25 protein-coding genes are annotated in these 26,107 nt (G+C 62.1%); 16 read left to right on the top strand and 9 right to left on the bottom strand.

Features of this window, described 5'->3' with window-relative positions; translation table 11 throughout:
* On the bottom strand, positions 1-213 hold a 213-nt coding region (locus tag AC0L2P_RS25820; RefSeq protein WP_473505252.1), incomplete at its 3' end, for a co-chaperone GroES.
* Positions 214-430: 217 nt separating this feature from the next.
* Here AC0L2P_RS25820 and AC0L2P_RS25815 point away from each other — a divergent pair.
* Positions 431-1,366, top strand: a complete 936-nt coding sequence (locus AC0L2P_RS25815) for a bifunctional helix-turn-helix transcriptional regulator/GNAT family N-acetyltransferase (RefSeq protein ID WP_473505250.1) — start codon at positions 431-433, stop codon at positions 1,364-1,366.
* 40 nt (positions 1,367-1,406) lie between these two features.
* Here AC0L2P_RS25815 and AC0L2P_RS25810 read toward each other — a convergent pair whose 3' ends face one another.
* Positions 1,407-2,795 (bottom strand): FAD-binding oxidoreductase, encoded by a 1,389-nt coding sequence (locus tag AC0L2P_RS25810; RefSeq protein ID WP_473505248.1) that lies wholly within the window; start codon positions 2,793-2,795, stop codon positions 1,407-1,409.
* A 149-nt stretch (positions 2,796-2,944) separates the two neighbouring features.
* Between AC0L2P_RS25810 and AC0L2P_RS25805 the strand changes: the two genes are divergently transcribed.
* The 5 genes from AC0L2P_RS25805 to AC0L2P_RS25785 all read left to right on the top strand — a co-directional run bounded on the left by AC0L2P_RS25805 (position 2,945) and on the right by AC0L2P_RS25785 (position 10,371).
* Complete coding sequence (locus AC0L2P_RS25805; RefSeq protein ID WP_473505246.1) at positions 2,945-3,850, top strand: LysR substrate-binding domain-containing protein; 906 nt, start codon at positions 2,945-2,947, stop codon at positions 3,848-3,850.
* 157 nt (positions 3,851-4,007) lie between these two features.
* Entirely contained in the window at positions 4,008-4,487 is a 480-nt protein-coding gene (locus AC0L2P_RS25800) for a MarR family winged helix-turn-helix transcriptional regulator (RefSeq protein WP_473505263.1), read from the top strand.
* Positions 4,484-5,662, top strand: coding sequence for an HlyD family secretion protein (locus AC0L2P_RS25795; protein ID WP_473505244.1), 1,179 nt, complete (start codon positions 4,484-4,486; stop codon positions 5,660-5,662). Before AC0L2P_RS25800 ends, AC0L2P_RS25795 begins: the two co-directional genes overlap by 4 nt.
* A 312-nt stretch (positions 5,663-5,974) precedes the next feature.
* Positions 5,975-7,510 carry a DHA2 family efflux MFS transporter permease subunit gene (locus AC0L2P_RS25790; protein ID WP_473505242.1) on the top strand — a complete coding sequence of 512 codons (1,536 nt, stop codon included), beginning with the start codon at positions 5,975-5,977 and terminating at the stop codon, positions 7,508-7,510.
* Positions 7,511-7,683: 173 nt separating this feature from the next.
* Positions 7,684-10,371 carry an EAL domain-containing protein gene (locus tag AC0L2P_RS25785; protein ID WP_473505240.1) on the top strand — a complete coding sequence of 896 codons (2,688 nt, stop codon included), beginning with the start codon at positions 7,684-7,686 and terminating at the stop codon, positions 10,369-10,371.
* A 45-nt stretch (positions 10,372-10,416) separates the two neighbouring features.
* Here AC0L2P_RS25785 and AC0L2P_RS25780 read toward each other — a convergent pair whose 3' ends face one another.
* Complete coding sequence (locus tag AC0L2P_RS25780; protein WP_473505238.1) at positions 10,417-10,935, bottom strand: CAP domain-containing protein; 519 nt, start codon at positions 10,933-10,935, stop codon at positions 10,417-10,419.
* A 277-nt stretch (positions 10,936-11,212) separates the two neighbouring features.
* Positions 11,213-11,776 carry a TetR/AcrR family transcriptional regulator gene (locus AC0L2P_RS25775; protein WP_473505236.1) on the bottom strand — a complete coding sequence of 188 codons (564 nt, stop codon included), beginning with the start codon at positions 11,774-11,776 and terminating at the stop codon, positions 11,213-11,215.
* Between the two features lie 110 nt (positions 11,777-11,886).
* On the opposite strand from AC0L2P_RS25775, the gene AC0L2P_RS25770 reads away from it, so the two are divergent.
* From AC0L2P_RS25770 to AC0L2P_RS25760, 3 genes are all read left to right on the top strand, one after another.
* The gene (locus tag AC0L2P_RS25770; RefSeq protein WP_473505261.1) at positions 11,887-12,675 is read left to right on the top strand and encodes an SDR family NAD(P)-dependent oxidoreductase; all 789 of its coding nucleotides are present in this window, start codon (positions 11,887-11,889) and stop codon (positions 12,673-12,675) included.
* 63 nt (positions 12,676-12,738) lie between these two features.
* Positions 12,739-13,833 carry an alkene reductase gene (locus tag AC0L2P_RS25765; RefSeq protein WP_473505234.1) on the top strand — a complete coding sequence of 365 codons (1,095 nt, stop codon included), beginning with the start codon at positions 12,739-12,741 and terminating at the stop codon, positions 13,831-13,833.
* A 171-nt stretch (positions 13,834-14,004) separates the two neighbouring features.
* Positions 14,005-14,376, top strand: coding sequence for a DUF2147 domain-containing protein (locus tag AC0L2P_RS25760; RefSeq protein ID WP_473505232.1), 372 nt, complete (start codon positions 14,005-14,007; stop codon positions 14,374-14,376).
* Here AC0L2P_RS25760 and AC0L2P_RS25755 read toward each other — a convergent pair.
* Positions 14,373-14,738 carry a winged helix-turn-helix transcriptional regulator gene (locus AC0L2P_RS25755; protein ID WP_473505230.1) on the bottom strand — a complete coding sequence of 122 codons (366 nt, stop codon included), beginning with the start codon at positions 14,736-14,738 and terminating at the stop codon, positions 14,373-14,375. The two genes, AC0L2P_RS25760 and AC0L2P_RS25755, sit on opposite strands and share 4 nt — an antisense overlap.
* Positions 14,739-14,846: 108 nt before the next feature.
* Between AC0L2P_RS25755 and AC0L2P_RS25750 the strand changes: the two genes are divergently transcribed.
* Positions 14,847-15,551, top strand: coding sequence for a glutathione S-transferase family protein (locus tag AC0L2P_RS25750; RefSeq protein ID WP_473505228.1), 705 nt, complete (start codon positions 14,847-14,849; stop codon positions 15,549-15,551).
* Positions 15,552-15,694: 143 nt separating this feature from the next.
* Positions 15,695-16,519: a DUF2189 domain-containing protein gene (locus tag AC0L2P_RS25745; RefSeq protein ID WP_473505226.1), complete on the top strand. Its 825-nt coding sequence runs from the start codon at positions 15,695-15,697 to the stop codon at positions 16,517-16,519.
* 6 nt (positions 16,520-16,525) lie between these two features.
* On the opposite strand, the gene AC0L2P_RS25740 is transcribed toward AC0L2P_RS25745, so the two are convergent.
* A complete protein-coding gene (locus AC0L2P_RS25740; protein ID WP_352479901.1) occupies positions 16,526-17,158 on the bottom strand; it encodes a LysE family translocator in 633 nt (210 codons plus the stop codon).
* Positions 17,159-17,418: 260 nt separating this feature from the next.
* On the opposite strand from AC0L2P_RS25740, the gene AC0L2P_RS25735 reads away from it, so the two are divergent.
* A complete protein-coding gene (locus AC0L2P_RS25735) occupies positions 17,419-18,279 on the top strand; it encodes a TIGR01459 family HAD-type hydrolase (RefSeq protein WP_473505224.1) in 861 nt (286 codons plus the stop codon).
* Positions 18,280-18,288: 9 nt separating this feature from the next.
* Complete coding sequence (locus AC0L2P_RS25730) at positions 18,289-19,296, top strand: bifunctional riboflavin kinase/FAD synthetase (RefSeq protein WP_473505222.1); 1,008 nt, start codon at positions 18,289-18,291, stop codon at positions 19,294-19,296.
* Between the two features lie 79 nt (positions 19,297-19,375).
* Here AC0L2P_RS25730 and AC0L2P_RS25725 read toward each other — a convergent pair whose 3' ends face one another.
* On the bottom strand, positions 19,376-19,930 hold the full coding sequence (locus tag AC0L2P_RS25725) for an HdeD family acid-resistance protein (RefSeq protein WP_023674340.1): 555 nt from the start codon (positions 19,928-19,930) through the stop codon (positions 19,376-19,378).
* 247 nt (positions 19,931-20,177) lie between these two features.
* Between AC0L2P_RS25725 and AC0L2P_RS25720 the strand changes: the two genes are divergently transcribed.
* Positions 20,178-20,948, top strand: coding sequence for a MipA/OmpV family protein (locus AC0L2P_RS25720; RefSeq protein ID WP_473505259.1), 771 nt, complete (start codon positions 20,178-20,180; stop codon positions 20,946-20,948).
* A gap of 3 nt (positions 20,949-20,951) precedes the next feature.
* On the opposite strand, the gene AC0L2P_RS25715 is transcribed toward AC0L2P_RS25720, so the two are convergent.
* Both AC0L2P_RS25715 and AC0L2P_RS25710 read right to left on the bottom strand, forming a co-directional pair.
* Positions 20,952-21,386, bottom strand: a complete 435-nt coding sequence (locus tag AC0L2P_RS25715) for an RES family NAD+ phosphorylase (protein WP_473505220.1) — start codon at positions 21,384-21,386, stop codon at positions 20,952-20,954.
* A gap of 3 nt (positions 21,387-21,389) precedes the next feature.
* Positions 21,390-21,791, bottom strand: coding sequence for an antitoxin Xre/MbcA/ParS toxin-binding domain-containing protein (locus AC0L2P_RS25710; protein WP_473505218.1), 402 nt, complete (start codon positions 21,789-21,791; stop codon positions 21,390-21,392).
* Positions 21,792-22,184: 393 nt separating this feature from the next.
* On the opposite strand from AC0L2P_RS25710, the gene ileS reads away from it, so the two are divergent.
* Together ileS and AC0L2P_RS25700 are read left to right on the top strand one after the other, a co-directional pair.
* Positions 22,185-25,175 (top strand): isoleucine--tRNA ligase, encoded by a 2,991-nt coding sequence (ileS, locus tag AC0L2P_RS25705; protein ID WP_473505216.1) that lies wholly within the window; start codon positions 22,185-22,187, stop codon positions 25,173-25,175.
* Positions 25,176-25,370: 195 nt separating this feature from the next.
* A complete protein-coding gene (locus AC0L2P_RS25700) occupies positions 25,371-26,045 on the top strand; it encodes a hypothetical protein (RefSeq protein ID WP_473505214.1) in 675 nt (224 codons plus the stop codon).
* The last annotated feature ends 62 nt before the right edge of the window (positions 26,046-26,107 follow it).

The following is a 26,107-nucleotide window of genomic DNA, read 5'->3' as shown; positions in this document are numbered from 1 at the left end:
GCCGAACAGGATGCGGTCGCCGGCCTTGACGTCCAGCGGGACGAGCTTGCCGGCTTCGTCGCGGGCGCCGGAACCGATGGCGATGATCTCGCCTTCCTGCGGCTTTTCCTTAGCCGTATCGGGGATGATGATCCCGCCCGCTGTCTTGGATTCGGATTCGACCCGGCGAACGACCACGCGGTCATGAAGCGGGCGGAACTTCGACTTTGCCATTTTTTATTCCTCGATGAGAATGGTGAGAACAGTTCCTCCGTCCGGCGGCGCCGGACATGTGGTTAGCACTCATGTTGGTGGAGTGCTAACGTGGCGCTGAAATAAGCTGGCAACTCGCACGAGTCAAGGCGCCCGCTGGGCATAATCAGGACAATTGCTTCAAACGGATACTTGACTAAGTCAACTAAATCGCTGATCTTGCCCGGAGGAGCATGCCATGACCATTCATCATCAACCAGGGAAGGAGCGGATCGACGCGGTGCGGGCCTTCAACCGCTTCTATACCCGCCAGATCGGGCTGCTCGACGAAGGGCTGCTGAAAAGCACCTTCTCGCTAACCGAGGCGCGGGTGCTCTATGAGCTGGCGCATCGTGATGGCCTGACCGCCACCGACCTTGCGCGCGATCTCGGCCTCGATGCCGGTTATCTCAGCCGGCTGCTGAAGAAGTTCGAGGAGCGTGATCTGGTCGAGCGCGCCACGATCGATGCGGATGCGCGGCGCTCGTCGATCGCGCTGACCAAGGCCGGGCGGCAGGCCTTCGTCCCGCTGAACCAGGGTTCGCACGACCAGGTCGCGGCTTTGCTCGAACGGCTTTCGGTTGCCGAACAGGACAGGCTGGTCAAGGCCATGCTGACGGTGCAGCGCCTTCTGAGCGGGACCGCCGAGCCCAAAATTCCCTATATACTGCGGCCTCTGCAGGTCGGCGACATCGGCTGGATCATCCATCGCCAGGGCCTGCTCTATGCGAAGGAATATGGTTGGGACGAAACCTATGAAGCGCTGGTCGCCGAAATCCTCGGCGCCTTCGTCAAATCCTTCGATCCGAAATGGGAACGCAGCTGGATCGCCGAGCAGGAAGGCAAGGTCGTCGGCTCTGTCTTCGTCGTGCGCCAGTCGGACGAGGTGGCGAAGTTGCGCCTGCTCTACGTCGAGCCGTCGGCGCGCGGCCTCGGCATCGGCAAGCGGCTGGTCGAGGAATGTGTCGGCTTCTGCCGCGCCACGGGTTACAGGACACTGACGCTGTGGACCAACGACGTGCTCGCCGCCGCCCGCCACATCTATGAGGCTGCCGGCTTTAAATTGACGAACGAGGAGCGCCACCATTCGTTCGGCAAGGATCTGGTTGGCCAGAACTGGAATTTGGAGCTGTAGCAGCGCCGCGGAATTTCGAGCATCGGCCTGCGGCGATCGCTCAGGTCGTAGGCTTGATGTTTTGGTTCAAGCGAAAGAAATTGGTGGGATCATACTTGTTTTTTAGTGCGGCCAACCTCGGATAGTTCTCGCCGTAAGCTGCCAGAACCCGATCAGTGCCCTCTTCGCCGAGATTGTTGGCATAGACGCCGCCGGTCGAGAACGGTCTCATTGCATCCCACAGGTCACGCGCCCATCGGATGTGCGTTTCGTCGTCAGACGGATTGTCCCAGATCGATATCGGGAAACAATCGTAAAGTGCATCCCGGTTGGCGTAGGGCGTTCCGTCCATCGGTACTCGCGAGATGGCGCCGCCAACCTGCTGCAGGACCAGAAGCGATTCGCTGGGCGCAGTCATGTAAGCCGCAAGCATGGTATCGATCGCCTGATCTGTGATTTCGCGCATGAACTGCGCCTTCCAGTAATAGCGCCGCCCACGCGGAAAGAGGCTGTCCCCGGCCGATTGGATTTGAAGATAGGGGACAGGAGCAATCCGGCGCTCAACCGGCGTGCCATACTCTCTCAGCGGTTGGACGATTTGCTGGCCCTCGTCGAGTGGGCCGATGTAGCACGCCGATATGCTGAAGAAGCGTTCGCCCGAGGGCGCCGTCACAAGTGCTGCATCCAGGCTCAGCTCATCCGGGGCGCCGCTCGAGAACGCACGGTAGAACCGCATCGCTTCGCGTGCCTCTTCGTAGCGGTATAGTATCGATCCCGCGATGAGGAGCGGACCCACGGGATGGAGCTTGTATTCGAAAGTCGTGACTATTCCGAAATTGCCGCCGCCGCCCCGAATGCCCCAGAACAAATCTGCATTTTCGGTCGCATTTGCCGTGAGCAACCGGCCGTCCGCCGTCACGATTTCGACAGCGACAAGGTTGTCGCAGCTCAGTCCATGTTTGCGGCCAAGCTTGCCGAACCCGCCGCCGAGTGTCAGTCCGGCTATACCGGTATCCGCGTTGACACCCATGGTCGTCGCAAGACCATGGACCTGTGTGGCCGCGTCGAACTCGCCCAGGTTCAAGCCGGCTTCTGCGCGCGCAATATGGCGGACCGGGTCGACTTCGATCCGCTTCATGCGTGACACATCGATCACCACGCCGCCGTCGCATACCGAACTGCCGGCGACGTTATGGCCACCGCCGCGGACAGCGGCGAGGAAGTCTTGCGATCGGGCGAAGTTGACGGCCGTGACGACATCGCTGGATTCGGCGCAATAGAAGACAGCCGCCGGCCTCTTGTCGACCATGCCATTCCAAACTCTGCGCGCCTGGTCATAGCCAGGGTCGTCCGGAAGGATCAGATCGCCGCGAATCGCCTGCCTGAGGCGGGCGATATCTGGCGCCTGCAACGTCGGCTCGGAACCGTCTATAAGCTTGAACATGCTCATCGAGGGACACCCTTCGTGATCCGGCACGGTTGGACAGGCGCTGTCGTTCACCGACATGTGTCGGATCATAATGATCTCATGCGGGGCCATTCACTGCAAAATCGAATATCTCAGTCGCTGGATGAGCTAAATTCATCTAAACTGCCTGGATGAGAAAACTTCCGCCGCTCGGGTCGCTTCGCGCCTTCGAGGCCGCTGCAAGGCTGATGAGCTTCAGAAAGGCCGCGACGGAGCTCGGGGTGACGCCAACGGCCATCAGCCACCAGATTCGATTGCTGGAGGAGGTCTGTGGGCAATTGCTGTTCCGGCGGCGCCCACGACCGCTCGCGCTCACAGCCGTGGGCGAACAGCTATTCCCGGTAATTTGCAGCGGCTTCGATGCTTTCGCCGCGGCAATAGCATCAGCCTCGGCCGGTGTTGGCCAACACCCGTTACGCGTGACGAGCCCAAATGCATTTGCCAGCCGATGGCTGGTTCCGCGCCTTTCGAAGTGGCGCGAACAACATCCGAACATTCCACTGGAGATCATCGGGACAGACGCCGTTCTGGACCTGCGAGCCGGTGACGCCGACGTCGCGATCCGCTATGCGCGCAGGATGCCCCGGGATGTTCCCGCGCAGGAAATTTTTCGGGACGCATTCTTTCCGGTATGCAGCCCGGAGTTGTTCGCAGGCGACCGACAGATCGAGCGCGCCGCCGATCTGCTGCAATACCCGCTCATCCATTTCAATTGGACGAACCGCGACCCGGAAGCGCCGACTTGGCAGCGATGGCTGGCGATCGCACGCTCGATCGATCCCAGCATCCCCAATTCCAACCAGGCATGGGGCCTAAGCTTCCGCGAAGAGCTGCACGCGATCGACGCGGTCGCGGCTGGGCAAGGCATCGCTATCTGCAGCAATGTGGTCGTCAGTGGCGAACTCGAAGCTGGCAGGCTGGTCAAGGCACATGATCTCTCTCTGCCAGGCTATGGCTTTTACCTTGCCGGCATAGCCAATCACCCCCGACAAGCGCATATCGAGGCCTTTTCCGCCTGGATGAGATCGATAGTCTGAGCATCTGAACGCCGATCTTCTGCATACTCGCCATAAGCGCCCGGCGTAATAAATTGCTAACCACGATCTCCCCTGCACTGACTGCCATGCACACTTACCGGTTTCTGGCACAATCCGGCTCCTTGAATTATGAGCACGCTTATTATATATGTCGCTCATGGTTTCCGACGGCATCGACAGATTGGGCTTTTTGATCCACGACGTTCAGCGCCTAATGCGCAAGCGCTTCGAGGCGCGCGCCAGTGGATTCGGCCTTTCTTCGGCGCAATGGCGGCTTCTGGTACGTGTCGCCAAGGAAGCGGGTGTCGCGCAGGCGCGGCTTGCCGAGCTTCTCGAAATCGAGCCGATCAGCGTCTCGCGTCTTGTCGATCGCATGGAGGAGGGCGGCTGGATCGAGCGCCGTCCCGACGCAGCCGACAGGCGAGTGCGCATGATTTTCCCGACCGCGAAGGCGAACGCGGCCTATGCCCACGTCAAGAGCCTTGCCGGCGAGGTTTACGAGGAATCGCTCGTTGGCGTTTCGCCGGAAGATCGCCGCGTCCTGGTCAAGGCCCTGGAGACAATGGTGCAGAATCTTGCCGATGGTGAGACGCCGCCCTCGGAAAAAGTGAAGAATACGGAAGGCGCAGCAGCATGAACGCGGTAGCCAAACTAGATGAGAATGCGGCCAAGCTGGAGATGGACGCTCCCGCGAAGCCGGCGGCAGCTCCGGTAACGGTCGCTCCGCAAGTAGCTCCGGCGCCGGTAGCGCCGAAGAAGAAGCGCCGTGCCGGCCGCTTCCTTTTGATGTTTGTGCTGCCGGCTGCGTTGATCGCCGGCGGCAGCTATGTCTGGTTGACCGGCGGCCGCTATCAGGAGACCGAGAACGCCAATCTGCAGCAGGCCAAGGTGTCGATAGCCGCCGATACGGCCGGCCGCATTGTTCAGGTCGACATTTTCGACAACCAGTCTGTCAAGCAGGGCGACGTATTGTTCGCCATCGACCCCGAGCCCTACCGGATCGCGTTGGCTCAGGCCGACGCGGCGGTGGCGGGCGCACGGCTCAATGTCGAGCAACTGCGTGCGGCCTACAGCCAGGCGCTGGCGCAGGAGAAGTCCGACGAAAGCCAGGTCCAGTACGCGCAGTCGCAATACGACCGCGCCGCCGACCTTGCCCACAAGGGCATCAACGCCAAGTCGTCGCTGGACGAGGCCAAGAACGACCTCGACAAGGCCAAGCAGCAGCTGGCCGTGGCCCAGCAAGGGATCGTCAGCGCCAAGGCGGCACTTGGCGGCAATCCCGACATCGAGACCGACAAGCATCCGACGGTAATGGCGGCGCTCGCAGCACGCGACAAGGCGGCCTACGATATGGTCCAGACCACGGTCAAGGCGCCTGCCGACGGCATCATCAGCCAGGCCGCTTCGTTCAAGGTCGGCCAGTATGTCGGTTCGGGCACGCCGCTGTTTTCGCTGGTCGAGACCGGCGACACCTGGGTCGACGCCAATTTCAAGGAAACCCAGCTCACCAACATGAGGCCGGGCCAGAAGGCCGAAATCGTGGTCGACACCTATCCGGGCAAGACGTTCGAAGCCACCGTCAAGGCGATCGGCGCCGGCACCGGGGCCGAGTTCTCGCTGCTGCCTGCGCAGAACGCCACGGGCAACTGGGTCAAGGTCACGCAGCGCATTCCGGTCCGCCTGGAATTGACCGATGCCGAGGCCAAGATGGCGCTGCGCACCGGCATGAGCGCGACCGTCACGGTGGACACCGGCGTTTCCCGCGGGCTGCCGAGCATTTTCCGCCGCGCCACGGCAGGCGAGCCCAAGTAAAGAGGCCTGACAGCGGCCGCATAGCAAACAGCGAGATGGACGCAGGTGACAGGATTGGTCCGAGGGAGGCGCAGGAAGGGTTGAATGCGCAGACGGGCTGCGCTGCAGCCTGCCTGAGCAGAAAACTCCGCACAGGATCTTCGGTCCTCAGGTTTCCGGACGGCAGGCGCCCGCTTTGTCGAGACGCTCAGTCGATGTAACCCCCACATCGGTGCTCGCGTCCCACCGCGATGAGGGTCTCTCTACGGCGAGGGCCTCGCCGTCCGGAAACCTAATGTACACGTTTTTGTTACCTGCTGGAAGTTTTACGTCATGAGCAGTCCAGAACCCTTTCGCGAAGTGCCGCACCGCGGCCTGATCACAGTTGCGCTCATGCTGGCGACGATTATGCAGGCGCTCGACACGACGATCGCCAACGTTGCGCTGCCGACCATGACCGGCGATCTCGGCGCCTCCCCCGACAACATCAACTGGGTGCTGACCTCCTACATCGTTGCCGCGGCGATCATGACGCCGGTGACCGGCTGGCTGGCCGACCGCTTCGGCCGCAAGGAGCTGTTCCTGACGGCCGTGGTCGGCTTCACCGTCTTCTCCATGCTGTGCGGCATTGCCTGGAGCCTGGAGACCATCGTTTTGTTCCGGCTGATGCAAGGCGTGTTCGGCGCGGCCATCGTGCCGCTGTCGCAGACCTTCCTGCTCGACATCAACCCCAGGGAACGCCACGGTCAGGCCATGGCCATCTGGGGCGCCGGCATCATGCTGGGACCGATCCTTGGCCCGACGCTGGGTGGCTGGCTGACCGAGAATTTCAACTGGCGCTGGGTGTTCTTCATCAACCTGCCGGTCGGCATCATCGCCTTCCTCGGCATGGCCGCATATCTTCCCAGCGTCGCCCGGCGGGTGCGCAGCTTCGATTTCTTCGGCTTCACCATGCTCTCGCTCGGTGTCGGGGCGCTGCAGCTGATGCTCGATCGTGGCGGCGAGGTCGACTGGTTTTCCTCGATCGAGATATGGATCGAGCTTGGACTTTCCATCACCGGGTTCTGGGTATTCACCATTCACACGGTGACGGCGGAGCACCCCTTCATCGACCCGAAGATATTCCTAGATCGCAATTTCGTCACCGGGCTGGCGTTCATCTTTGTCATGGGCGTGCTCATCTTGGCGAGCATGTCGCTGCTGCCGCCCATGCTGTCGACCATCTTCGGCTATCCGACCCTCACCATCGGCATCGTCCTGGGGCCGCGCGGTGTCGGCACGATGATTGCAATGCTGTTCGTCGGGCGGATCATGCACAGGATCGATGCCAGGATCCTCGTCGTTATCGGCTTCCTGCTGACCGCGCAATCGCTCTACACGATGTCGAGCTTCTCGCCGCAGATGGACAACTGGCTTATCCTCAGCTCCGGCATCATCCAGGGCCTTGGAATGGGAATGGTGTTCGTGCCGCTGTCCACCGTGGCCTTCGCCACGCTCGACGCACGCTTCCGCACCGATGCAACGGCGTTGTTCAGCCTGGTGCGCAATCTTGGCTCGTCGATCGGCGTATCGGTCGTGACGGTTCTGCTGGTGCGTAACACGCAAATCAACCACGCCGAGCTCTCGGCCTATGTCAATCCGTTCAATCCCAACCTCTGGGCCGCGTCGGCGGCAGCGGCGGTCGGCGATCCGGCGGCGCTGTCGCTGGTGGATCGCATGGTCAATATCCAGGCGATGATGATCTCCTACGTCAACGACTTCAAGCTGCTGATGATGATGACGCTGCTTGCCGTCCCGTTTGTTTTCCTGCTGCGCAAGCCAAAGGCTGCGCCGCCCGCCGGTGGGGCACCTGCCGCGCATATGGACTAAGCCTCAGGGCTTACAGCAACCGCGACCGGCTCAAGGCTCCAGTTGCTCGTGCCGGTCGCGTCGGCGTTGAGCCGGTTCACCTGCCATTAGTATATCCGGACCAATATGCAGTCGCTTTTGGTTTGAAGGCGAGCCTCCTTTTCTTGTCTCAAGCATCAGCGGAGGAATTGTATTTGGCCACGAAATCATCCAGGCAAACCGCCGAAGCGCCCGAATCCGCCAATTTGACGACGCTGGCACAACTGGCGACTGCCTCATACGAGACCCTCGAGCGCGAGCTTCGCGCCACGGTTGCAACGCTTCAGGACCAGGCGCTGCGATTCCAGACCGCGATCGAGAACATCTCGCAAGGCATCTGTTTCTTTGACGCCGATGAACGGCTGATCCTGTGCAACCGACGCTATGCGGAAATCTATCGCCTTGCGCCGGAGCAATTGCAGCCGGGTGCGGCGCTGCGCGAAATCGTCGAGCGGCGCGTCGCTGTCGGGACCGCCGCAATGAATGCGGACGCCTATCTGACGTTGGCGAGGGCAGTCAATTCGGGTACGGCCTCGGGAAACTGGACAGCCGAGCTCGCCGATGGCCGGACAATTCAGGTCTGCCATCAGCCGATGCCCGACGGCGGCTGGGTGGCCACGCACGAGGACATCAGCGAGCTCAGCGCCAATCGCTTGGTCGTCGACGAGCGTATCTCGTTGCAGACGCTGATCGACCTGGTGCCTGACTACATGTGGGTGAAGGACACCGAAAGCCGCTTCGTCGTCGCCAACCGAGCCATTGCGTCCGACAGCGGTCGGGACAGCACAAGCGACATGATCGGTCTGAGCGACTTCGACCTTCACGCACCGGATCTTGCGCACAAATTTCGCTTCATCGAGCAGGAACTGATGCGCGACGGACAACCGATGATCGACGAGGAGGAGTTCGTCGTTGATGCGTCAGGCACCGGCAAATGGTTCCTGTCGACGAAGCTGCCGTTGCGCAACGTTCAAAACAACATTTTCGGCCTCGTCGGCATTGCCCGCGACATCACTGCGCGCAAGCAAGCCGAGATCCTGCGCGACGGGCAGGCGCATATCCTCGAGATGATCGCAAAGAGCGCTCCCCTCGAAGACGTGCTCGAGCGGCTCATGCGTCTGGTCGAGTCCCAATTGGCAGGCATATTCGGTTCGGTCTTGCTGCTCGACAAGGATGGCAGCCATTTGCGCCATGCCGCCGCGCCGAGCCTGGCGAGAGACTACACCAACGCCATCGATGGCGCCGCGGTCGGCCCCAGGGCAGGGTCTTGCGGAACCGCTGTCTATCGGCGCGAACCGGTGATTGTCGCTGATATCATGCAGGATCCGCTTTGGCAGGATTATCGCGAACTCGCGCGGCCGCACGGTTTGCGTTCATGCTGGTCGACCCCGATCCTGTCGCACCAGGGCGCCGTGCTCGGCGTCTTTGCGATGTATTCGAGGACGGTGCGCGAACCGACCGAGCCCGAGACGCGCCTCATCGATTTCACCACGCGCATCGCCGGGATCGCCATCGAACGCAAACAGGCCGAAGATCGGATCCACTTCATGGCCAACCATGACGTGCTGACCGGGCTTCCCAATCGCGCCTTGCTCGAGGACCGGCTTGCGCAGGCGGTCTTGTACGCCCAGCGATACGATCGCTGGGTGACAGTGGTATTCATCGATCTGGACAATTTCAAATTCGTCAACGACACGCTCGGCCACAATGCCGGCGACGAACTTCTCAAGATCGCCGCAAGTCGCATGGTCGACTGCGTAAGGGCAACCGATACCGTCGTGCGGCTTGGCGGCGACGAATTCGTCATCGTGCTTTTCGACCAGCCGGCGAACGTCGATCTCGTCTCCGAGACCTTGCAGAAGCTCCGGGCGGCACTTGCGGAGCCGGTTCGGCTCGGAGCGCATCTTGTGCGGGCGACGGCCAGCATCGGCATTGCCAACTATCCCAAGGATGGCACGGATCCCGATACGCTGCTGGCAAATGCCGATGCAGCCATGTATCGCGCCAAGGAGTTCGGCCGCGACAATTTCCAGTTTTACGCTCCGGAGTTCAACACCAGGGCGCATGAAAAATTCGTGCTTCAGGAAGAGCTGCGAAATGCCTTGGCGCGTTCGGAATTCACGCTGCTCTATCAACCGCAGGTGGACCTTCGGTCAGGTCGGGTTTTTGCGGTCGAGGCATTGATACGCTGGAACCATCCAACGCTTGGCACGATAATGCCGACGATGTTCATCCCGACCGCCGAGGAGACAGGTCTGATCGTACCGATCGGCGACTGGGTTCTGCATGAGGCGTGCCGGCAGAACAAAGCCTGGCAATCCGCAGGGCTGCCGCCTTTGACCGTTTGCGTGAATGTGTCGGCGCGGCAATTCAGGGAACGCAACCTGATCGATCGCATCGTCAGCGCGCTGAAGGACAGCGGGCTGGAGGCCAGGTATCTCGAGCTGGAGGTGACCGAGAGCCTTATCATGCAGGATATCGACGTCGCCGTCGTGACCATGAACGCCCTGCAAAGCCTGGGTGTCCAGATCTCGATCGATGATTTCGGCACCGGCTATTCCAGCCTCAGCGCACTCAAGACCTTTCCCGTGGCGCGGCTGAAGATCGACAAGTCCTTCATCAGGGATCTCGCCGCCGACGAGAACGACCAGGCTGTGGCCAGCGCGGTGATTTCATTGGGGCAAAATCTCAACCTGAGGGTCATCGCCGAAGGGGTTGAGACGGATGATCAGGTCGCCTTCCTGCGCAGGAACAACTGCGACGAAATGCAGGGCTATCATTTCAGCAGACCAGTTTGTGCGCAGGACATCGAGCAATTGCTCGGTGGCGGCCGCGCAGACTGACGGATCGGCCATCCTGCAGGTTTTCGCCGATCGAATGGCGGAGGCTTATCTACCGAGCACAAGGCACCAGTAGCGAAGCGTGCTGTCGCGGCCGTCACGTACATAGGCGAGGCCGAAGCGGGTGAAGCGCGGGTCGAGCATGTTGCGGCGATGGCCTGGCGAATTCACCCAGATATCGAACAGCTTCTGCTGGTCGAAGCGGCCTTCGGCGATGTTTTCGGCGGCAGCGCCGGCAATGCCATTGTCCTTGACGCGCGAGGCAAAATCCTTGCCCCAGCCGGTGGTGTGATTCATGCGGCCGCCGCGCGCCATATAGCCGGCCTGCTGCAAGGCTGCCTGTTCGAGCTGAGGATCGGGGACAAGCGGTCCAAGACCGGCTGAGGCGCGAATGCCGGCCAGCGTGCCAGCGGCGGAGGCAGAGACGCTGGCGCCTTCGCCGGTCGGCAGCACGGCGGTTGCGCAGGCGGTGAGCCCGGCAAGCGCGCCAAGGCCGGCAGCTCTGAGCAGCACGCGCCTGCTAAAGCTTGATCGGGCCTCATAATTTTCGATTTTCGTAACGGTCATGCCCGCCTGACATAACGGCGATCGTGGCTTTTGCCGGGCAAGCGCTCAAAAATCTCGCTCACTGCGGTTCGTCGTCCCGGTGGTGAAAATCTGACACGTGGTCCCGAGACGGAATAGCCGTTTTGACCGATCGGTGACCTCCACCGGTGCGCGCTGCGAATGGCTGCTTCGCGCCTTTAGCCGTCCGTGAAATCCCGCTGATTGCACGCCACGGCGCGATATTCTGCAGGATAGGCACCCAACCACCGCCGATAGCCGCACTCCTGCCGCAGACCGCCTAGCTAGCAGACACTTGGCTAATCCCGGCATGGATCCAAGCACGTGTCTGTTCCAGCACCTCATCGGAAAACGCTGGCTCGTCAATCGCCCGGGCGAGGATCACTGCCCCCACCATCGCCGCAAAGCTTCCGATCGCCGCGCGGCGCCTGTCTGCCGCATCCAGCTCCGGGAACGCCTTGCCAATACGGTCGATCTGCGATCGAAGACCTTCGGTCATGGCCGAGCGCGCTGCCGGGGTTTGATGGCGGATGGCCGCGGCAAGGCCCGCCGTCGGGCAACCACCGGCGCAGTTGTCGCGATGCCGGGGTGAAAGATAGTCATCCACATAAGCGCGAAGACCGCGCCCTCCGCCTGTGTCCGCGGCGAGGACATGGGCAAGGGTCTGCGCAATCAGGTCGTCTTTCGAGTTGAAGTGACCATAGAAACCGCCATGGGTCAGCCCGGCGGCCTTCATCACCTCAGCCACGCTGACCGCATCGAATCCCTTGTCGCGAAACAGCCGGCTGGCAACCTCCAGAATCCGGCGGCGGTTCTCCGCCATCTGCTCTCGGCTGACCTTCATTTCAAAATTCTCCGCCGGCTCCGTTGACATTTACATGATGGTCATCATATTTATCTGCAATCATGATGACCGTCATGAATATAAGTTCCTACAGAGAAAAGAGCAATCCCATGACCGCCATTCCGTCAGTCCTCATCACCGGCGCCTCCACCGGCATCGGAGCTTCCTATGCCGATCGCTTTGCGCGCCGCGGGCACGACCTCGTGCTAGTTGCCCGCGACACGGCACGAATGGAGGCGCTGTCAGCGCGCCTGCGTCAGGAGACCGGCGTGGCGATCGACATCGTCCAGGCTGATCTCACGCAGCCCACCGATCTTGCAACGGTGGAGACGAGGCTGCGCGACGACGCCAGCATCGGGATCCTCGTCAACAATGCCGGAACGGCCATTGGCGGAAGCTTCATCGAGCAGAGCACGGATGACGTGACGCGCCTAGTTGCGCTCAACACGACCGCACTTCTGCGGCTTGCCAGTGCCATCGCCCCGCGCCTTGCGGCGGCGGGCGAAGGCTCGATCGTCAACATCGGCTCAGTGGTCGGCCTGGCGCCGGAGTTCGGCATGACGGTCTACGGCGCAACCAAAGCCTTCGTGCTGTTTCTGTCGCAGGGACTCAGCCTCGAACTCGAACCGAAGGGTGTCTACGTCCAGGCCGTGCTTCCCGCCACGACGCGAACGGAGATCTGGGAACAGGTCGGCGCCGACATCAACACTCTTTCCAACGTGATGGAGGTGGACGATTTGGTTGATGCGGCACTGGTCGGCTTCGACCGCCGCGAACCGGTGACCATCCCGCCGCTTCCCGATGCCGGGCAGTGGGACGCGCTTCAGGCCGCGCGCCAGGCCATGCTTCCAAACTATCGGAACGAACATCCCGCCGAGCGGTACCGCAAGGTCGCCTGAGCACCAACAACGCCATTTCGATAAACGACCTCCGCCGCGGCGGGGGACAAACAAAGGTGACCTATGACGAGCAAAACGCTGTTTGAGCCCTATACTGTCGGCTCGCTAACCCTCTCCAATCGTATTGTGATGGCGCCCCTGACGCGCAATCGCGCTGGCCCGGACTTCGTTCCAGGCGATCTCGCCGCGGAGTATTACGGCCAGCGCGCGTCGGCCGGCTTGCTGATTTCCGAGGCCACGCAGATCTCGCAACAGGGACAAGGTTACCAGGACACGCCAGGCATCTACTCCCAGGCTCAGATCGACGGCTGGCGCAAGGTCACGACCGCCGTGCACGCCAAGGGCGGGCGGATTTTCCTGCAGCTCTGGCATGTCGGCCGCGTCTCGCACGTCGACCTACAGGAGAACGGGGCAGCGCCGGTTGCTCCGTCGGCGATCCGGGCCGGAACCAAGACGTTTGTGAACAACGGCTTCTTCGATGTCTCGGAGCCGCGCGCGCTTGAACTGGAGGAGCTTCCGGGGCTTATCAATGATTTCCGACAAGCAGCCGCGAACGCCATTGAGGCCGGTTTCGATGGCGTCGAGATTCACGGTGCCAACGGCTATCTGCTGGACCAGTTCGCCAAAGACAGCGCCAATGTCCGCACCGATGCCTATGGCGGCTCGGTCGAGAACCGCGCCCGTCTGATGCTGGAGGTTGCGACAGCGGTGGTCGAGGAGATCGGCGCCGCGCGCACCGGAATCCGGATTTCGCCCGTATCGCCCGCCAACGGCATCTCCAGCAGCGCCCCCCAGGCGCAGTTCGACTATATCGTCGATCAACTCGACGCTTTGGGCATCGTTTACATCCATGTAGTCGAGGGCGCCACGGGCGGATCGCGCGATGTCGCGCCGTTCGACTTCGGATCGCTCCGCCGGCGCTTCAACAACACCTATATCGCCAACAACGGCTATGATCTCGAGCTTGCGACGTCGCGGCTGGCCGAGGACAAGGCCGACCTGTTCGCCTTCGGTCGCCCCTTCATCGCCAATCCCGACCTTGTGGAGAGGCTTGGGACCCGCGCACCGCTGGCGGCCGTCGATCCGGCTACGATCTATGGCGGGGGCGCCGCGGGCTATACGGATTATCCCGCCATTGCAGCCGCAAGCCGCCCATGAGCCATCAGAGGGCCGCGCTTGCGCGGCAACTATCCCACGTCGACAGCGGTGCCTCGTCCTCTTGGAGATCATCGCTATGCTTATTCTGAAACAATCGGCCGTTTTCGCGCTCACCGGGGTGGCGGCACTCTCCTCAGCGGCGTGGGCGGATAATGCCTCGCCGGTCGGGTTGTGGAGGAACGTCGACGGCGTCAGCGGCAGGCCAAGGGCGCTGATCCGCATCATGAAAAAGTCTTCTTTGCCCCGAACGAAAGCCTGACCTGTACGAAGTGCGAAGGCGCCTTGAAGAATGCGCCCGTTATCGGCCTGGTGATCCTATCCGGCCTGAAGAAGGACGGCGTCGAATATACAAGCGGGCGGGTCCTCCATCCCGACAGCGGTAAGGTCTACAGCAGCAAAATCCAACTGACGGACGGCAGCAAGAAGCTCAACGTGCGCGACTACATTGGTGTCCAATACGCGGTCGCTCGCAGATTTGGGTGTGTCAGGAATAGACTAGCTAGCATCGACAGGAAATCTGTCGATGCAGAGACAACTGGCTAGGCGGCCTTCACGAGCCTCGTTCTGGGCGTCGATGAGACCCGGCCGGCCCGATCGTCCTCGGTATGTTCCCACCAGTCGCCAAGGGCATCGATGAGCGGCACAAGCTTGAGACCGGGCTTCGTGAGGTCGTAATCCACGCGTAGCGGATAGCCGGCATGCGCCGTTCGCCGCACAATCCCGGCTTCCTCCAGCTTGCGCAGTTCGAGCGCCAGTATGCGGTGCGAGACGGTCGGGTTGTCCCGCCTCAGATCGCTGAAGCGCTTGGTCCCGTCCTTGAGATAATACAGCAGCAAGGTGGGCCAGCGACCGCTGAGCACACGCATGGTCTCCTCTATCGGGCAGCGTGAGACGACGTCTTTCATGGCGGGGACCTGGTTACAGAATAGTGCGTAATTTACATGGGGCGACCAGCGTTTAGGGTCAAGTTTCGCTGCGCAGCGTAATCCCTAAATCATGGAAGAGACAAAGAAATGGAACCTATTCTCCTTTACGGCTTCCCGCTGGGAAGTTCGATGGGGCTTGTCGCTGCATTTGAACGCGTCGGACAGTCCTACCGCCTGTGTCGAGTCGACATGCTCACTGAAATGAAGAACGACGCCTATGCCAGCATCAACGGCCGTCAGGAAACGCCGGTATTGATCACGGACCAGGGCAGGGTGCTCACCGAGACCATGGCGATTGCCGCCTGGCTCGAAGCCCGCGATACGCAACGTCGTATCAGCTTCGAGCCTCGCTCGCCGGAAGCAGACCGGATGCACCAGCTGGTGGCCTTCGTGAACACCGGCTTCACCGCCGCTTTCACCCCGCTCTGGGCTGCATATGAAATGGAATCGGCTGAACCGGCCCTGCTGGCGACCTTGCGTGATTTCGGCCGCAAGGTCGTTACCAACCGCCATGACCAGCTCGAGGCGATGATCCTCGACACGGACTTCCTGGTTGGCGATCGGCTGACGCTTGCCGATACCACCTTGATCGGCGTGGCGCGCTGGGCGGAGTTCCACCAGGCGGTCGACGGCACCGCTTATCCCAAGCTGGCGGCGCTACGCCGCCGCATTGAAGCCGATCCGGCCGTGCGATACGCGCTCGCTGTCGAGGCTGGCGAAAAGCCCGCCGGGTCCGGCGCTTGCCTCGGTCACGTGCCGCTGGCGGCGGTGATCGATCGCTTCGCGGCCTAATCTGTTCGTTCAGCCGCCCGGCGCCCCGGCGCCGGGCGGTGGCGACAAGCTTGCCGAGATCGGCTATCATATCGCCGTTCTTGAAGTGGCAGCTGCGGGCGGCCATCCTGGTGGTGACCTCCCCGACACACGGGAGAAAGGTTATGGCCGGCTTTCATGTCATGGCGGACGCAGGTGGAATGCATGTACAGCCCAAGGTGCGCCGCATCAGCACCGAGGATCTGCTCGATGCGCTCCGTCTCGGCGTAGAGGATTTCTGGGCCAAGCCATCGCATTACGTGTTCCTGTGCCTGATCTATCCGGTGGTCGGCCTGATCCTGACGCAGTGGACGTCGGGCTCGAACGCCATCCAGCTCATCTATCCGCTGATGTCCGGCTTCGCTTTGGTCGGTCCGTTCGCCGCTATCGGCCTTTACGAAATCAGCCGCCGGCGCGAGTTCGGCATGGATACATCCTGGTGGCATGCGCTCGACGTGCGCCACTCCCCGGCGCTGCCCGCGATTGCGGTCATCGGTATGATGCTGGTGGTACTGTTCCTGCTCTGGCTGTTCACCGCGCAATCGATCTACACCAGCCTGTACGGCAATCAGCCTCCGGCCTCTATCGTCGGCTTTATTCGCGAGGTGCTGACGACCAGCAAGGGCTGGACACTGATCCTGCTCGGCAACCTGGCCGGGTTCGCCTTCGCCGCGATCGTGCTGGCGACGACCGTCGTCGCCTTTCCGCTGCTGCTCGACCGCGATGTCGGCGCGGTCTCGGCAGTCGAGACGTCGGCAAGGGCAGTTATGACAAACCCGCTGCAGATGGCGCTGTGGGGCCTGATCGTTGCCGTGCTCCTGGTCATCGGCTCGATCCCACTATTTGCCGGGCTTGCCGTCGTCATGCCCATCCTTGGCCACGCGACCTGGCATCTCTACCGCAGGGTGGTCGAACCGGAGCGGGCACAGCAGGTCAGGCGGCCGATGTAGGACCGATCAGCGTTGCGCGTCGGTTGCCATCTTGACGGCCAGCGCGGTCAGCACCGTGCCCATCATCCAGCGCTGGATCACCATCCATAAGGGCCGCCCGGCGAGGAAAACGGCGATCGAGCCGGCCGTCACCGCGATGATGGCATTGACGGTCAGGCTGATCGCGACCTGCGTGGCACCGAGCACCAGAAGCTGCGACAGCACGTGGCCCTTGCCGGGGCTGATGAATTGCGGCAGCAGCGACAGATAGAGCACTGCCACCTTCGGGTTGAGCAGGTTCGTCATCAGGCCCATGGCGAACAGCTTGCGCGGCCTGTCTTTCGGCAGTTCGCGGATATGGAAGGGCGAGCGCCCGCCGGGCTTTACCGCTTGCCAGGCGAGCCACAGCAAATAGAGCGCGCCGGCAAGGCGCAGCACATCATAGGCGAACGGCACGGCGAGCAGCAGCGCAGTGATGCCGAACGCCGCCGACAGCACGTAGAACAGGAAACCGAGCGCAACGCCGCCCAGCGAGATCAGCCCGGCCTTCGGCCCTTGCGACAGCGAGCGCGAGATCAGATAGATCATGTTCGGGCCAGGCGTCAGCACCATGCCGAGGCAGACCAGCGCGAAGGCAAGGTGGTTGGCGGGTTCAGGCAAGGGCGCATCTCCGGATCAGGACACTCACCACATGCTTCCATCACCCGCAAGGGCATGAGGGCAGGAGCCGTTGCGCCAGCGCGCTGCGCCCCTGCCTTAGTCACCAATCCCATCGGTTTCAGCCGACGATGTGTCTCGTTCGACAATCGTGCGGCACAACGAAAGCTGGTGACAGGGCGAAGCGCTTCGGTTAATCCGGTCCGGCCGCTACGGACCGTCGGTCGCGGCGCTTGCAAGCATCATGATACAGGGACAATGGCATGGCGGATTCGCCCGACATCATCGGTTCGCTCGCAGACCTGTCGGGAGCCTATTCAGCCATCCTGTGCGACGTCTGGGGCGTAGTGCACAATGGCGAATGGCATTTCCCCGCGGCGGCTGCCGCGCTGATTGCTGCTCGCGCGGCGAAAATACCTGTCGTGCTGATCACCAATTCGCCGCGCCGCAGTGCCGACGTGGTGGCGCAGATGAACGCCATCGGCGTTCCCCCCGCCGCCTATGACCGTGTCGTGACGTCCGGCGACGTTACCCGCGACCTGATCGCCGAAGGGCCGCGAAAGATCTTCCATATAGGCGCCGATCGGGATTTCACGCTCTATGACGGTCTCGACATCGAACTCGTTGAGGAGTTCGAAGCATCCGGCGTAGTCTGCACCGGCCTGTTCGATGACGAGGTGGAGAAGCCGGAAGATTATGCCGATCTTCTGCAGAAGCTGCGTGCCAGGAACCTGCCCTTCATCTGCGCCAATCCCGACATCGTCGTCGAGCGCGGCGAACGCATGATCTGGTGCGCAGGCGCTTTGGCCCGCGAATACGCACAGCTTGGCGGACGCACGCTGATCGCCGGCAAGCCCTACGCGCCGGTCTATGACGTCGCCATGAAGGAGATCGCCGACATTCTCGGCCGCTCGGTCGAGCGTTCACAGGTTCTGGCCATCGGCGACGGCATGATGACCGACATCAAGGGCGCGGCCGACAATGGCTTCGACGTGCTCTACGTGTCGGGCGGCATCCATGCTCGCGACTACGGTGAGACGCTGCAGCCGGATCCGGCCAGGCTCGCGGCCTTTCTGGAAAAATACGGCTACAGGCCGGTCGCGGTGATTCCAAGACTGCAATAGGTTCAAGCCATGACGGCAATGTTCGAACGCATTTCCGCAACCGCACCGCTGCCGGCGCATCTGCGCGGCGGCGTGGTGGCTATCGGCAATTTCGACGGCGTCCACCGCGGGCACCAGGCGGTGCTCGAACGCGCGCGCGCCGAAGCGGAGCGTCGCGGCGTGCCTGCCCTGGTGCTAACCTTTGTACCGCATCCGCGAAAGGTGTTCAGGCCGGACATGCCGTTGTTCGTGCTGACGCCGCCGCCGATGAAGGCGCGGCTGTTGTCGCATCTGGGCTTTGCGGCCCTGGTCGAGCAACCGTTCACACGCGAGTTCGCCTCCTTGTCGGCGGAGGCTTTCGTCACCGGCGTGCTCGAGCGCAACCTCGGCATAAGCCACGCCGTCACCGGCTTCGATTTCCACTTCGGCAAGGACCGCCAGGGCGGCCCGGCCTATCTGATGGCGGCCGGCGAGCGCCATGGCTTCGGCGTCACGCTGGTCGATGCGTTTCGCGACGAAAGCGCCGATGCGTTTCGCGACGAAAGCGCCGAGGTGGTTTCGTCGAGCCGCATACGCACGCTGCTGTGCGAGGGTAATGTGGCCGAGGCCGCCGGCTTGCTCGGCTACCGTTTCACCGTCGAGGCGCAGGTGATCGGCGGCCAGCAGCTCGGCCGGACGCTCGGCTTTCCGACCGCAAACATGAGGCTTTCGCCGGAAGCCACCCTCAAGGAAGGGATTTATGCCGTCCGCTTCCGCCGCGCCGATGGTTCGCTTTATGATGGCGTCGCCAGTTTCGGCCGCCGGCCGACGGTCGACGACAATGGCGCGCCGCTGCTGGAGACCTTCGTCTTCGACTTTTCCGGCGAGCTCTACGGTGAGATTTGTGCCGTGTCCTTTTTCGGCTACCTGCGCTCGGAGGTGAAGTTCGACGGGCTTGACGCTCTGGTCGCCCAGATGAAGCGAGACGAGGCCGAGGCGAAGGCATTGCTCGCCGGCGTCAGGCCGCTTTCCGGGCTGGACGCGGCCATAGCTTTTTAGAGCGTCGTCCCGAACCGAAGGTCAGCGAAGCAAAAAGTGGGAACCGGTTTTCCGATTAAGATCATGCTCAAACCAGAATTTATCTCTTCAGCGCCAGGCCAAGGGCGATGAAGGTCCAACCCTGGAAGATCAGGTCGACGGCCAGGAACAGTCCGAGCACCCACACGCTGTTGACCGGCCAGCCCATTGCGATGACCAGTCCCGCCAGCGCGCTGATGATGCCGGCCGCGACCACCCAGCCCCAGCCCGGCTGCGGCCGGTGGCTGTAGCCGACCCAGGCCCTGAGCACGCCTGAAGCAAGGAGCGCGACCGCCAGGAGGAAGGTCAGCACCGTCGAGGCGAGGACCGGATTGTCGAAGGCGAAGAACCCGGCGACGGCGTAGAGGAGGCCGCTGAGCAGCCAATAGAAGAAGCGGCCCCATGTCTTCACGCCGAAGGCATGGATGATTTCGACAATGCCGGCCATCAGCATCAGCCAGCCCACGACAAAGACGGAGGCGACGGTTGCGATGAACAGATTGCCGAAGGCGATGCCGCCGAAGACAAGCAGCAGCACCCCAAGCGCGACGAACCATCCCCATTTCGCCCGCGTCTGGCCAATGGCGTCTTTCATGGCATCGCTGTGCACGGTCATTGCCCTTCTCCCTCAAGGTTGCCTAGCTTCTTTGTTCCGGAAGGTAGCGCCGATCGCCTCGACCGTCCAGCGAGCAACCCGCACCGGAACGCACGCTAAAAGCGGGCGAACTCTTCGAATTTAAGTCAAATTTTACCGAAACCGCGCCATGGCTTTTTGCGAGCCCGCGTCTCTGCCGGGCGTGTTTCGCGCATACGGAGTGACAATGCGGTTTGCCCCGACGATCCCGACGGTCTTGGCCGCATTCATGCTCGGCACCTGCGGCGTTGCCAAGGCAGGCGAGGGCACCTTCGGCTGGCTATCCGGAGACTGGTACCTGACGGTCGGCGCCACCGGCATGGTTGCCCCGAATTTCGAGGGCGGCAAGAAGTACCTGCTCAGCGCCTCGCCCATCATCTCGCTCGGCAAGGCTGGTCCCGCGGCGCGCTTCACCTCGCGCAACGACAACATCTCATTGGCGTTGATCGACGATGACGGCGTCCGCGCCGGCCTGACAGGCAAGTTCCTGTTTTCCCGCGACGGTGATGACGCCGATGAATTGAAGGGTCTCGACCCGGTGCGTTGGGGCGGCGAGGCCGGCGGCTTCTTCGAATTCTATCCTTTGGATTGGCTGCGTGCCCGCGCCGAATTGCGGCACGGCATTCGCGCCCATAACGGCTTTGTCGCCGACATCGCCGCCGACGCCTTTTACGATGTGACGCCCGATGTCAGGATTTCCGGCGGGCCGCGCGTTTCGTTCGCCTCATCGGACTATTTCGACGCCTATTACGGCGTTGATGCCAAGGAGTCCCTGGCCTCGGGGCTTAGCGAATATCATCCCGGCGGCGGGGTGAGGTCGGCGGGCCTGGGCGGCGCGGTGACGTGGAAGGTGACCGAGCCGATGACGGCCAGCCTGTTCGGCGAATATTCCCGCCTGATGGGCCCGGCCGCCGATTCCAGCCTGGTCAAGGAGCGTGGCTCCAGGGATCAGTTCATGATCGGCGTGTCGACGACCTATCGCTTCGATTTCTCGATGTGATGTCTACCCCAGCAATCGCGTATCGATAGGATGCGTTGTGACCTCAACGATGTGGATGCCGTCGCGCGCCAGCAAATCTGGGTTGAAGAGATAGTTCCTTGTAAACGGCACGATCACACAAGGGACTTCCATAACCGCGTGCTTGGCTGTGGCGATAAAGTCCGTGCCGAGCCGCTGCGTCGTGGCCGTATCGTCCTTCCAGCCATCAGATAATTCCGGAGATGCAACGGTAACGCTGTCCGGCACTTCGATTTCCAGAAGCTGATAGGTCTGGGGCAGGTCTTCCGCGTCCACATGCACCAGAATTTCGAGAAGCGCTGTAGCTGGATGATCGGCGCAGTAGACGATCGGTGTCCCCATCACGTGCCAACGGCCGGCGCTGACCATGCCACCAACGCCGGAGAGATCGGCGTAGCTGGAAATGCGCCACAACCGCATATGCTAGGCGAGAATGCCGTAATCGATGCGATGGAGTTCTTCTTCCACCAGGACGGCACCCGTCTCGGACTGCAAGAGGTTGATCGGTATCTCGTTGAGCACTCTGCTGCGCTTGCGTAACCAACGCTGCGCCTTTTCATGACTGCCGAAAACCCGGTCCGCCATCGCTGAAACCCGCTCAAGTCGCTGGACGCGGTCGGATTCGGCGATCGTCAGAGTCTCGTTTCGCTCTTTACGACGCGCCAGGGTCCGTCGCGGGCCAACGATCTTGTAGATTTCATCACTACTGAAGCCCCGTTGACGGAGCCCTTCGACCCTGGTGACATGAACAAGAAACCGTTCTGTCGCGGTATCGGGGATCGCGGTGTCGGCTTCTGGGCGAACCTTGATACGCAGACTAGACATGGGCTGGCTCCGCTGCCACTTGCCCCTAGATATAGGCGCAAGTGGCACATCATGCAAGGAAAGCCACGACAACAAACTAGCGACCATGGTGCCCCCGACAGGAAACCGCCGAGAGTTCGGGCTTTTCAATATCGCCTGTCTCGGCTAAAAGCCCAGCCATGACGAGCTTTTCGCGCCTTTTCGCGACCGCGATACGAATTACAGGCCCGGTGTTCCGGGCGGCCTGACCGCCGCCGGAGCGGCCGGGAATCTTGCGCGCGGCCTCTCGCGTCGTTTCCAGATCATCAACGCATATCGCCCAAAAGTGGGTCCGGTTTTGGGAAGACGATATGTGTCAAGCGAAGACTTCAACGCCCGGGCCCTTTTGCCGCCGGCACCGCATATGGCAGACAAATGACTGATACCGATACCGCCGAGACGATCGACTATTCCAAAACGCTCTACCTGCCGCAGACGGATTTCCCTATGCGCGCCGGTTTGCCGGAAAAGGAACCGCTGCTGGTCAAGCGCTGGCAGGACATGGACCTTTATCGCAAGTTGCGCGAAGACGCAGCCGGCCGCGAAAAATACGTGCTGCACGACGGCCCGCCCTACGCCAATGGCAACATCCATATCGGCCATGCGCTGAACAAGATCCTCAAGGACGTCATCACCCGATCGTTCCAGATGCGCGGCTATGACTCGAACTATGTACCCGGTTGGGATTGCCACGGCCTGCCGATCGAATGGAAGATCGAGGAGCAATACCGCGCCAAGGGCAAGAACAAGGACGAGGTGCCGGTCAACGAGTTCCGGCAGGAATGCCGCGAGTTTGCGGCGCATTGGATCAAGGTGCAGGGTTCCGAATTCCAGCGGCTCGGCGTCGTCGGCGATTTCGACAATCCCTATACGACGATGGCTTTCCATGCCGAGGCGCGCATCGCCGGCGAGCTGCTGAAATTCGCCATGTCCGGCCAGCTCTATCGCGGCTCCAAGCCGGTGATGTGGAGCGTCGTCGAGCGCACCGCGCTGGCCGAGGCGGAGGTCGAATACCAGGACTATGAGTCGGACACGATCTGGGCGAAGTTTCCGGTCGTCAGCCTCGCTCGCCAGGTCATCAACATCGAGGATGGGCAGCCAGGCTTGGATCCGAAGCTGACGCAGACGTCGCTCGATCTGCTTGATGCCAACGTCGTCATCTGGACGACGACGCCGTGGACAATCCCCGGCAACCGCGCCGTCAATTACTCGCCGCGCATCAACTATGGTCTCTATGAGGTTACGGCGGCCGAGAACGCCTTTGGTCCTCAGCCCGGCGAAAAACTGATCTTTGCCGAGAAACTTGCTGACGACGCTGCCGCGAAAGCCAAGGTTACCTTGAATCGGCTTCGCAACGTTGGCACCGAAGAGCTTGAAAATCTTACGCTTTCGCATCCCCTCAAGAGTCTGGGTGGCGGCTACGATTTTCCCGTGCCGATGCTGGCCGGCGATCATGTCACCGACGATGCCGGAACCGGTTTCGTCCACACCGCGCCGGGACACGGCCGCGAAGACTTCGACGCCTGGATGGATGCCGCCTCTGATCTTCGCCAGCGTGGCATCGACATCGCGATCCCCTTCACCGTCGACGATGCCGGCTTCTTCACCAAGGACGCGCCGGGCTTTGGCCCGGACCGCGAGGGTGGAGCGGCGCGCGTCATCGACGACAATGGCAAGAAGGGCAACGCCAACCAGGCAGTCATCGACGAGCTGATCAAGCGCAACGCGCTGTTCGCGCGCGGCCGCCTGAAGCACTCCTATCCGCATTCCTGGCGCTCGAAGAAGCCGATCATCTTCCGCAACACGCCGCAATGGTTCGTCTATATGGACAAGGAGCTTGGCGACGGCACGACGCTGCGCAGCCGCGCGCTGAAGGCCATCGACCATACCCGCTTCGTGCCTGCCGCCGGCCAGAACCGCATCCGTGCCATGATCGAGGAGCGCCCGGACTGGGTGTTGTCGCGCCAGCGCGCCTGGGGCGTGCCGATCGCCGTCTTTGCCGATGCCGACGGCAATGTGCTGCGCGATGAGGCGGTCAACCAGCGCATCATGGACGCCTTCGAGAAAGAAGGCGCCGACGCCTGGTTCGCCGCCGGCGCCAGGGAGCGTTTCCTCGGCAACCACGATGCCTCGAAATGGCAGCAGGTGACGGACATCCTCGACGTCTGGTTCGATTCGGGCTCGACGCATGCCTTCACGCTTGAAGACCGGCCGGACCTGAAATGGCCGGCCGACGTCTATCTCGAAGGCTCCGACCAGCATCGCGGCTGGTTCCACTCCTCGCTGCTCGAAAGCTGCGGCACCAGGGGCAGGGCGCCCTATGACACCGTCGTCACGCATGGCTTCACCATGGATGAGGAGGGGCGGAAAATGTCGAAGTCGCTCGGTAACACCGTCGTGCCGCAGGACGTCATCAAGCAGTCCGGCGCCGACATCTTGCGGCTGTGGGTGGTGACGACCGATTATTGGGAAGACCAGCGGCTCGGCAAGAACGTGCTGCAGACCAATATCGACGCCTACCGCAAGCTGCGCAACACCATCCGCTGGATGCTGGGCACGCTTGCCCACGACGAGGGCGAGGAGGTGCCGCTGGACAAGATGCCGGAGCTGGAGCGGCTGATGCTGCACCGGCTCGCCGAACTCGATGAAATCGTACGTTCGGGCTACGACGCCTTCGAATTCAAGCGCATCACCCGCGCGCTGCTCGACTTCATGGTGGTCGAGCTGTCGGCCTTCTATTTCGATATCCGCAAGGATGCGCTCTACTGCGAAGCGCCTTCCAGCGTGAAGCGCAAGGCTTCCGTGCAGGTGGTACGCTATCTCTTCGACTGTCTGGTGAAATGGCTGGCGCCGATGCTGCCCTTCACCATGGAAGAAGCCTGGCTCGACCGCCATCCGGATGCGCTCTCGGTGCATCTCGATCAGTTCCCGGATATCCCGGCGGAGTGGAGGAACGAAGCGCTGGCGGAGAAGTGGCGCAAGGTTCGGCAGGTCCGCCGTGTCGTCACCGGGGCGCTGGAAATCGCCCGCGCGCAGAAGGTCATCGGCTCTTCGCTGGAAGCGGTGCCGGTCGTCACCCTCGACGATGCCGCGCTCGAAGCGGCGATCGCCGATGTCGACGTGGCTGAGATGGCGATCACCAGCGGTCTGGTTATCGTACACGGCGAGGCGCCGGCGGGTAGCTTTACACTCGACGACGTCAAGGGCGTCGCTGTGGTCGTCGAGAAGGCGGAGGACCGCGGCCTGGTGAAATGCGCGCGCTCCTGGCGCTACACCGCCGATGTCGGCTCAGATCCGGAATTCCCGGATGTTTCGGCCCGTGACGCAGCTGTCCTGCATGAGCTGAAGGCTTTGAGCCGCCTTTAAGGCGTGCACAAATGCCACGGCGGGCGGTCGATCGGCCCCCGGCGCGTTGCCCTTAACGAGTGGTTGAGGTAAACACGCGAAACTCCGGACGACAAATTGTCGCCGGAATTCCGTCGGAAGAGTATAGGCGACGGGGACCGGACCTTTCTTTGGCCGGCGGCAATCGAGAGGCTGTCTACAGTGGGACTTTTTGGCATGACCGAGAGAACTTACGCGCGCGTTGCGCTGCTGGCGCCGCTTGTCGTATCGGGCCTCACTTTGTCCGGCTGCATGGGCTCGCCCACTTACGGAACCGACAAGCCTGCTGCCACGCAGCTTGCCGACGACCTCACCGGGGCTTTTTCCTTCGCGCCCAAGCGCAAGAACAACATCGACTACAAGCCGCGCCCCGCGCTGGTGAAGCCAGGGCCGGGGCAGAAGGAAGTGTTGCCGCCGCCGCAGGAAAGCATCGAAGCGGCGAGTGCCGAATGGCCCGAATCGCCGGAGCAGCGCCGTGCCCGCCTGCGCGTCGATGCCACCCTGCATCAGGACGACCCCGCCTACCAGGCGCAGATCGTCGATGACGTGCAGACGGATCCGGCGTCGGTCAAGGCCGCGATGGCGCAGTCGGCTTCGAGCCATCCGCCGGCCTGGACTCCGGCCGATTCGGACAAGGGCCGCGCCGCGGAAATCAAGCGCCGCCAGGCTGAAGGCCAACAGGGCGACCCGACCACCCGCAGATATCTGAGCGAGCCGCCGGTGCAATACCGCGCTGCTGCCGCCACCGCGCCGCAGGACGATCTCGGCGAGGACGAGTACAAGAAGGAACGACGCCTCAAGAAGGAGGCGGCCGCCAAAAGCAGCCGCATGTTCGACTGGGTGCCTTGGTAGACTGGCGGCCACAGGCTTTTTTGGCCTGGATCGGTCAGACTGGATTTGGACCATTCTGCCGG

The organism is Mesorhizobium sp. WSM4836 (assembly GCF_055811815.1).
Note: the sequence above shows the minus strand (reverse complement) of the source record. Positions and strands in the feature narration are given on the sequence as shown.

Bases quoted from the DNA above. Each gene is read 5' to 3' on its own strand.
- AC0L2P_RS25815 (WP_473505250.1), top strand. From the start codon at position 431: ATGACCATTCATCATCAACCAGGGAAGGAGCGGATCGACGCGGTGCGG.
- AC0L2P_RS25810 (WP_473505248.1), bottom strand. From the start codon at position 2,795: ATGAGCATGTTCAAGCTTATAGACGGTTCCGAGCCGACGTTGCAGGCG.
- AC0L2P_RS25805 (WP_473505246.1), top strand. From the start codon at position 2,945: ATGAGAAAACTTCCGCCGCTCGGGTCGCTTCGCGCCTTCGAGGCCGCT.
- AC0L2P_RS25800 (WP_473505263.1), top strand. From the start codon at position 4,008: ATGGTTTCCGACGGCATCGACAGATTGGGCTTTTTGATCCACGACGTT.
- AC0L2P_RS25795 (WP_473505244.1), top strand. From the start codon at position 4,484: ATGAACGCGGTAGCCAAACTAGATGAGAATGCGGCCAAGCTGGAGATG.
- AC0L2P_RS25790 (WP_473505242.1), top strand. From the start codon at position 5,975: ATGAGCAGTCCAGAACCCTTTCGCGAAGTGCCGCACCGCGGCCTGATC.
- AC0L2P_RS25780 (WP_473505238.1), bottom strand. From the start codon at position 10,935: ATGACCGTTACGAAAATCGAAAATTATGAGGCCCGATCAAGCTTTAGC.
- AC0L2P_RS25775 (WP_473505236.1), bottom strand. From the start codon at position 11,776: ATGAAGGTCAGCCGAGAGCAGATGGCGGAGAACCGCCGCCGGATTCTG.
- AC0L2P_RS25770 (WP_473505261.1), top strand. From the start codon at position 11,887: ATGACCGCCATTCCGTCAGTCCTCATCACCGGCGCCTCCACCGGCATC.
- AC0L2P_RS25765 (WP_473505234.1), top strand. From the start codon at position 12,739: ATGACGAGCAAAACGCTGTTTGAGCCCTATACTGTCGGCTCGCTAACC.
- AC0L2P_RS25755 (WP_473505230.1), bottom strand. From the start codon at position 14,738: ATGAAAGACGTCGTCTCACGCTGCCCGATAGAGGAGACCATGCGTGTG.
- AC0L2P_RS25750 (WP_473505228.1), top strand. From the start codon at position 14,847: ATGGAACCTATTCTCCTTTACGGCTTCCCGCTGGGAAGTTCGATGGGG.
- AC0L2P_RS25745 (WP_473505226.1), top strand. From the start codon at position 15,695: ATGGCCGGCTTTCATGTCATGGCGGACGCAGGTGGAATGCATGTACAG.
- AC0L2P_RS25735 (WP_473505224.1), top strand. From the start codon at position 17,419: ATGGCGGATTCGCCCGACATCATCGGTTCGCTCGCAGACCTGTCGGGA.
- AC0L2P_RS25730 (WP_473505222.1), top strand. From the start codon at position 18,289: ATGACGGCAATGTTCGAACGCATTTCCGCAACCGCACCGCTGCCGGCG.
- AC0L2P_RS25725 (WP_023674340.1), bottom strand. From the start codon at position 19,930: ATGACCGTGCACAGCGATGCCATGAAAGACGCCATTGGCCAGACGCGG.
- AC0L2P_RS25720 (WP_473505259.1), top strand. From the start codon at position 20,178: ATGCTCGGCACCTGCGGCGTTGCCAAGGCAGGCGAGGGCACCTTCGGC.
- AC0L2P_RS25715 (WP_473505220.1), bottom strand. From the start codon at position 21,386: ATGCGGTTGTGGCGCATTTCCAGCTACGCCGATCTCTCCGGCGTTGGT.
- AC0L2P_RS25710 (WP_473505218.1), bottom strand. From the start codon at position 21,791: ATGTCTAGTCTGCGTATCAAGGTTCGCCCAGAAGCCGACACCGCGATC.
- ileS (WP_473505216.1), top strand. From the start codon at position 22,185: ATGACTGATACCGATACCGCCGAGACGATCGACTATTCCAAAACGCTC.
- AC0L2P_RS25700 (WP_473505214.1), top strand. From the start codon at position 25,371: ATGACCGAGAGAACTTACGCGCGCGTTGCGCTGCTGGCGCCGCTTGTC.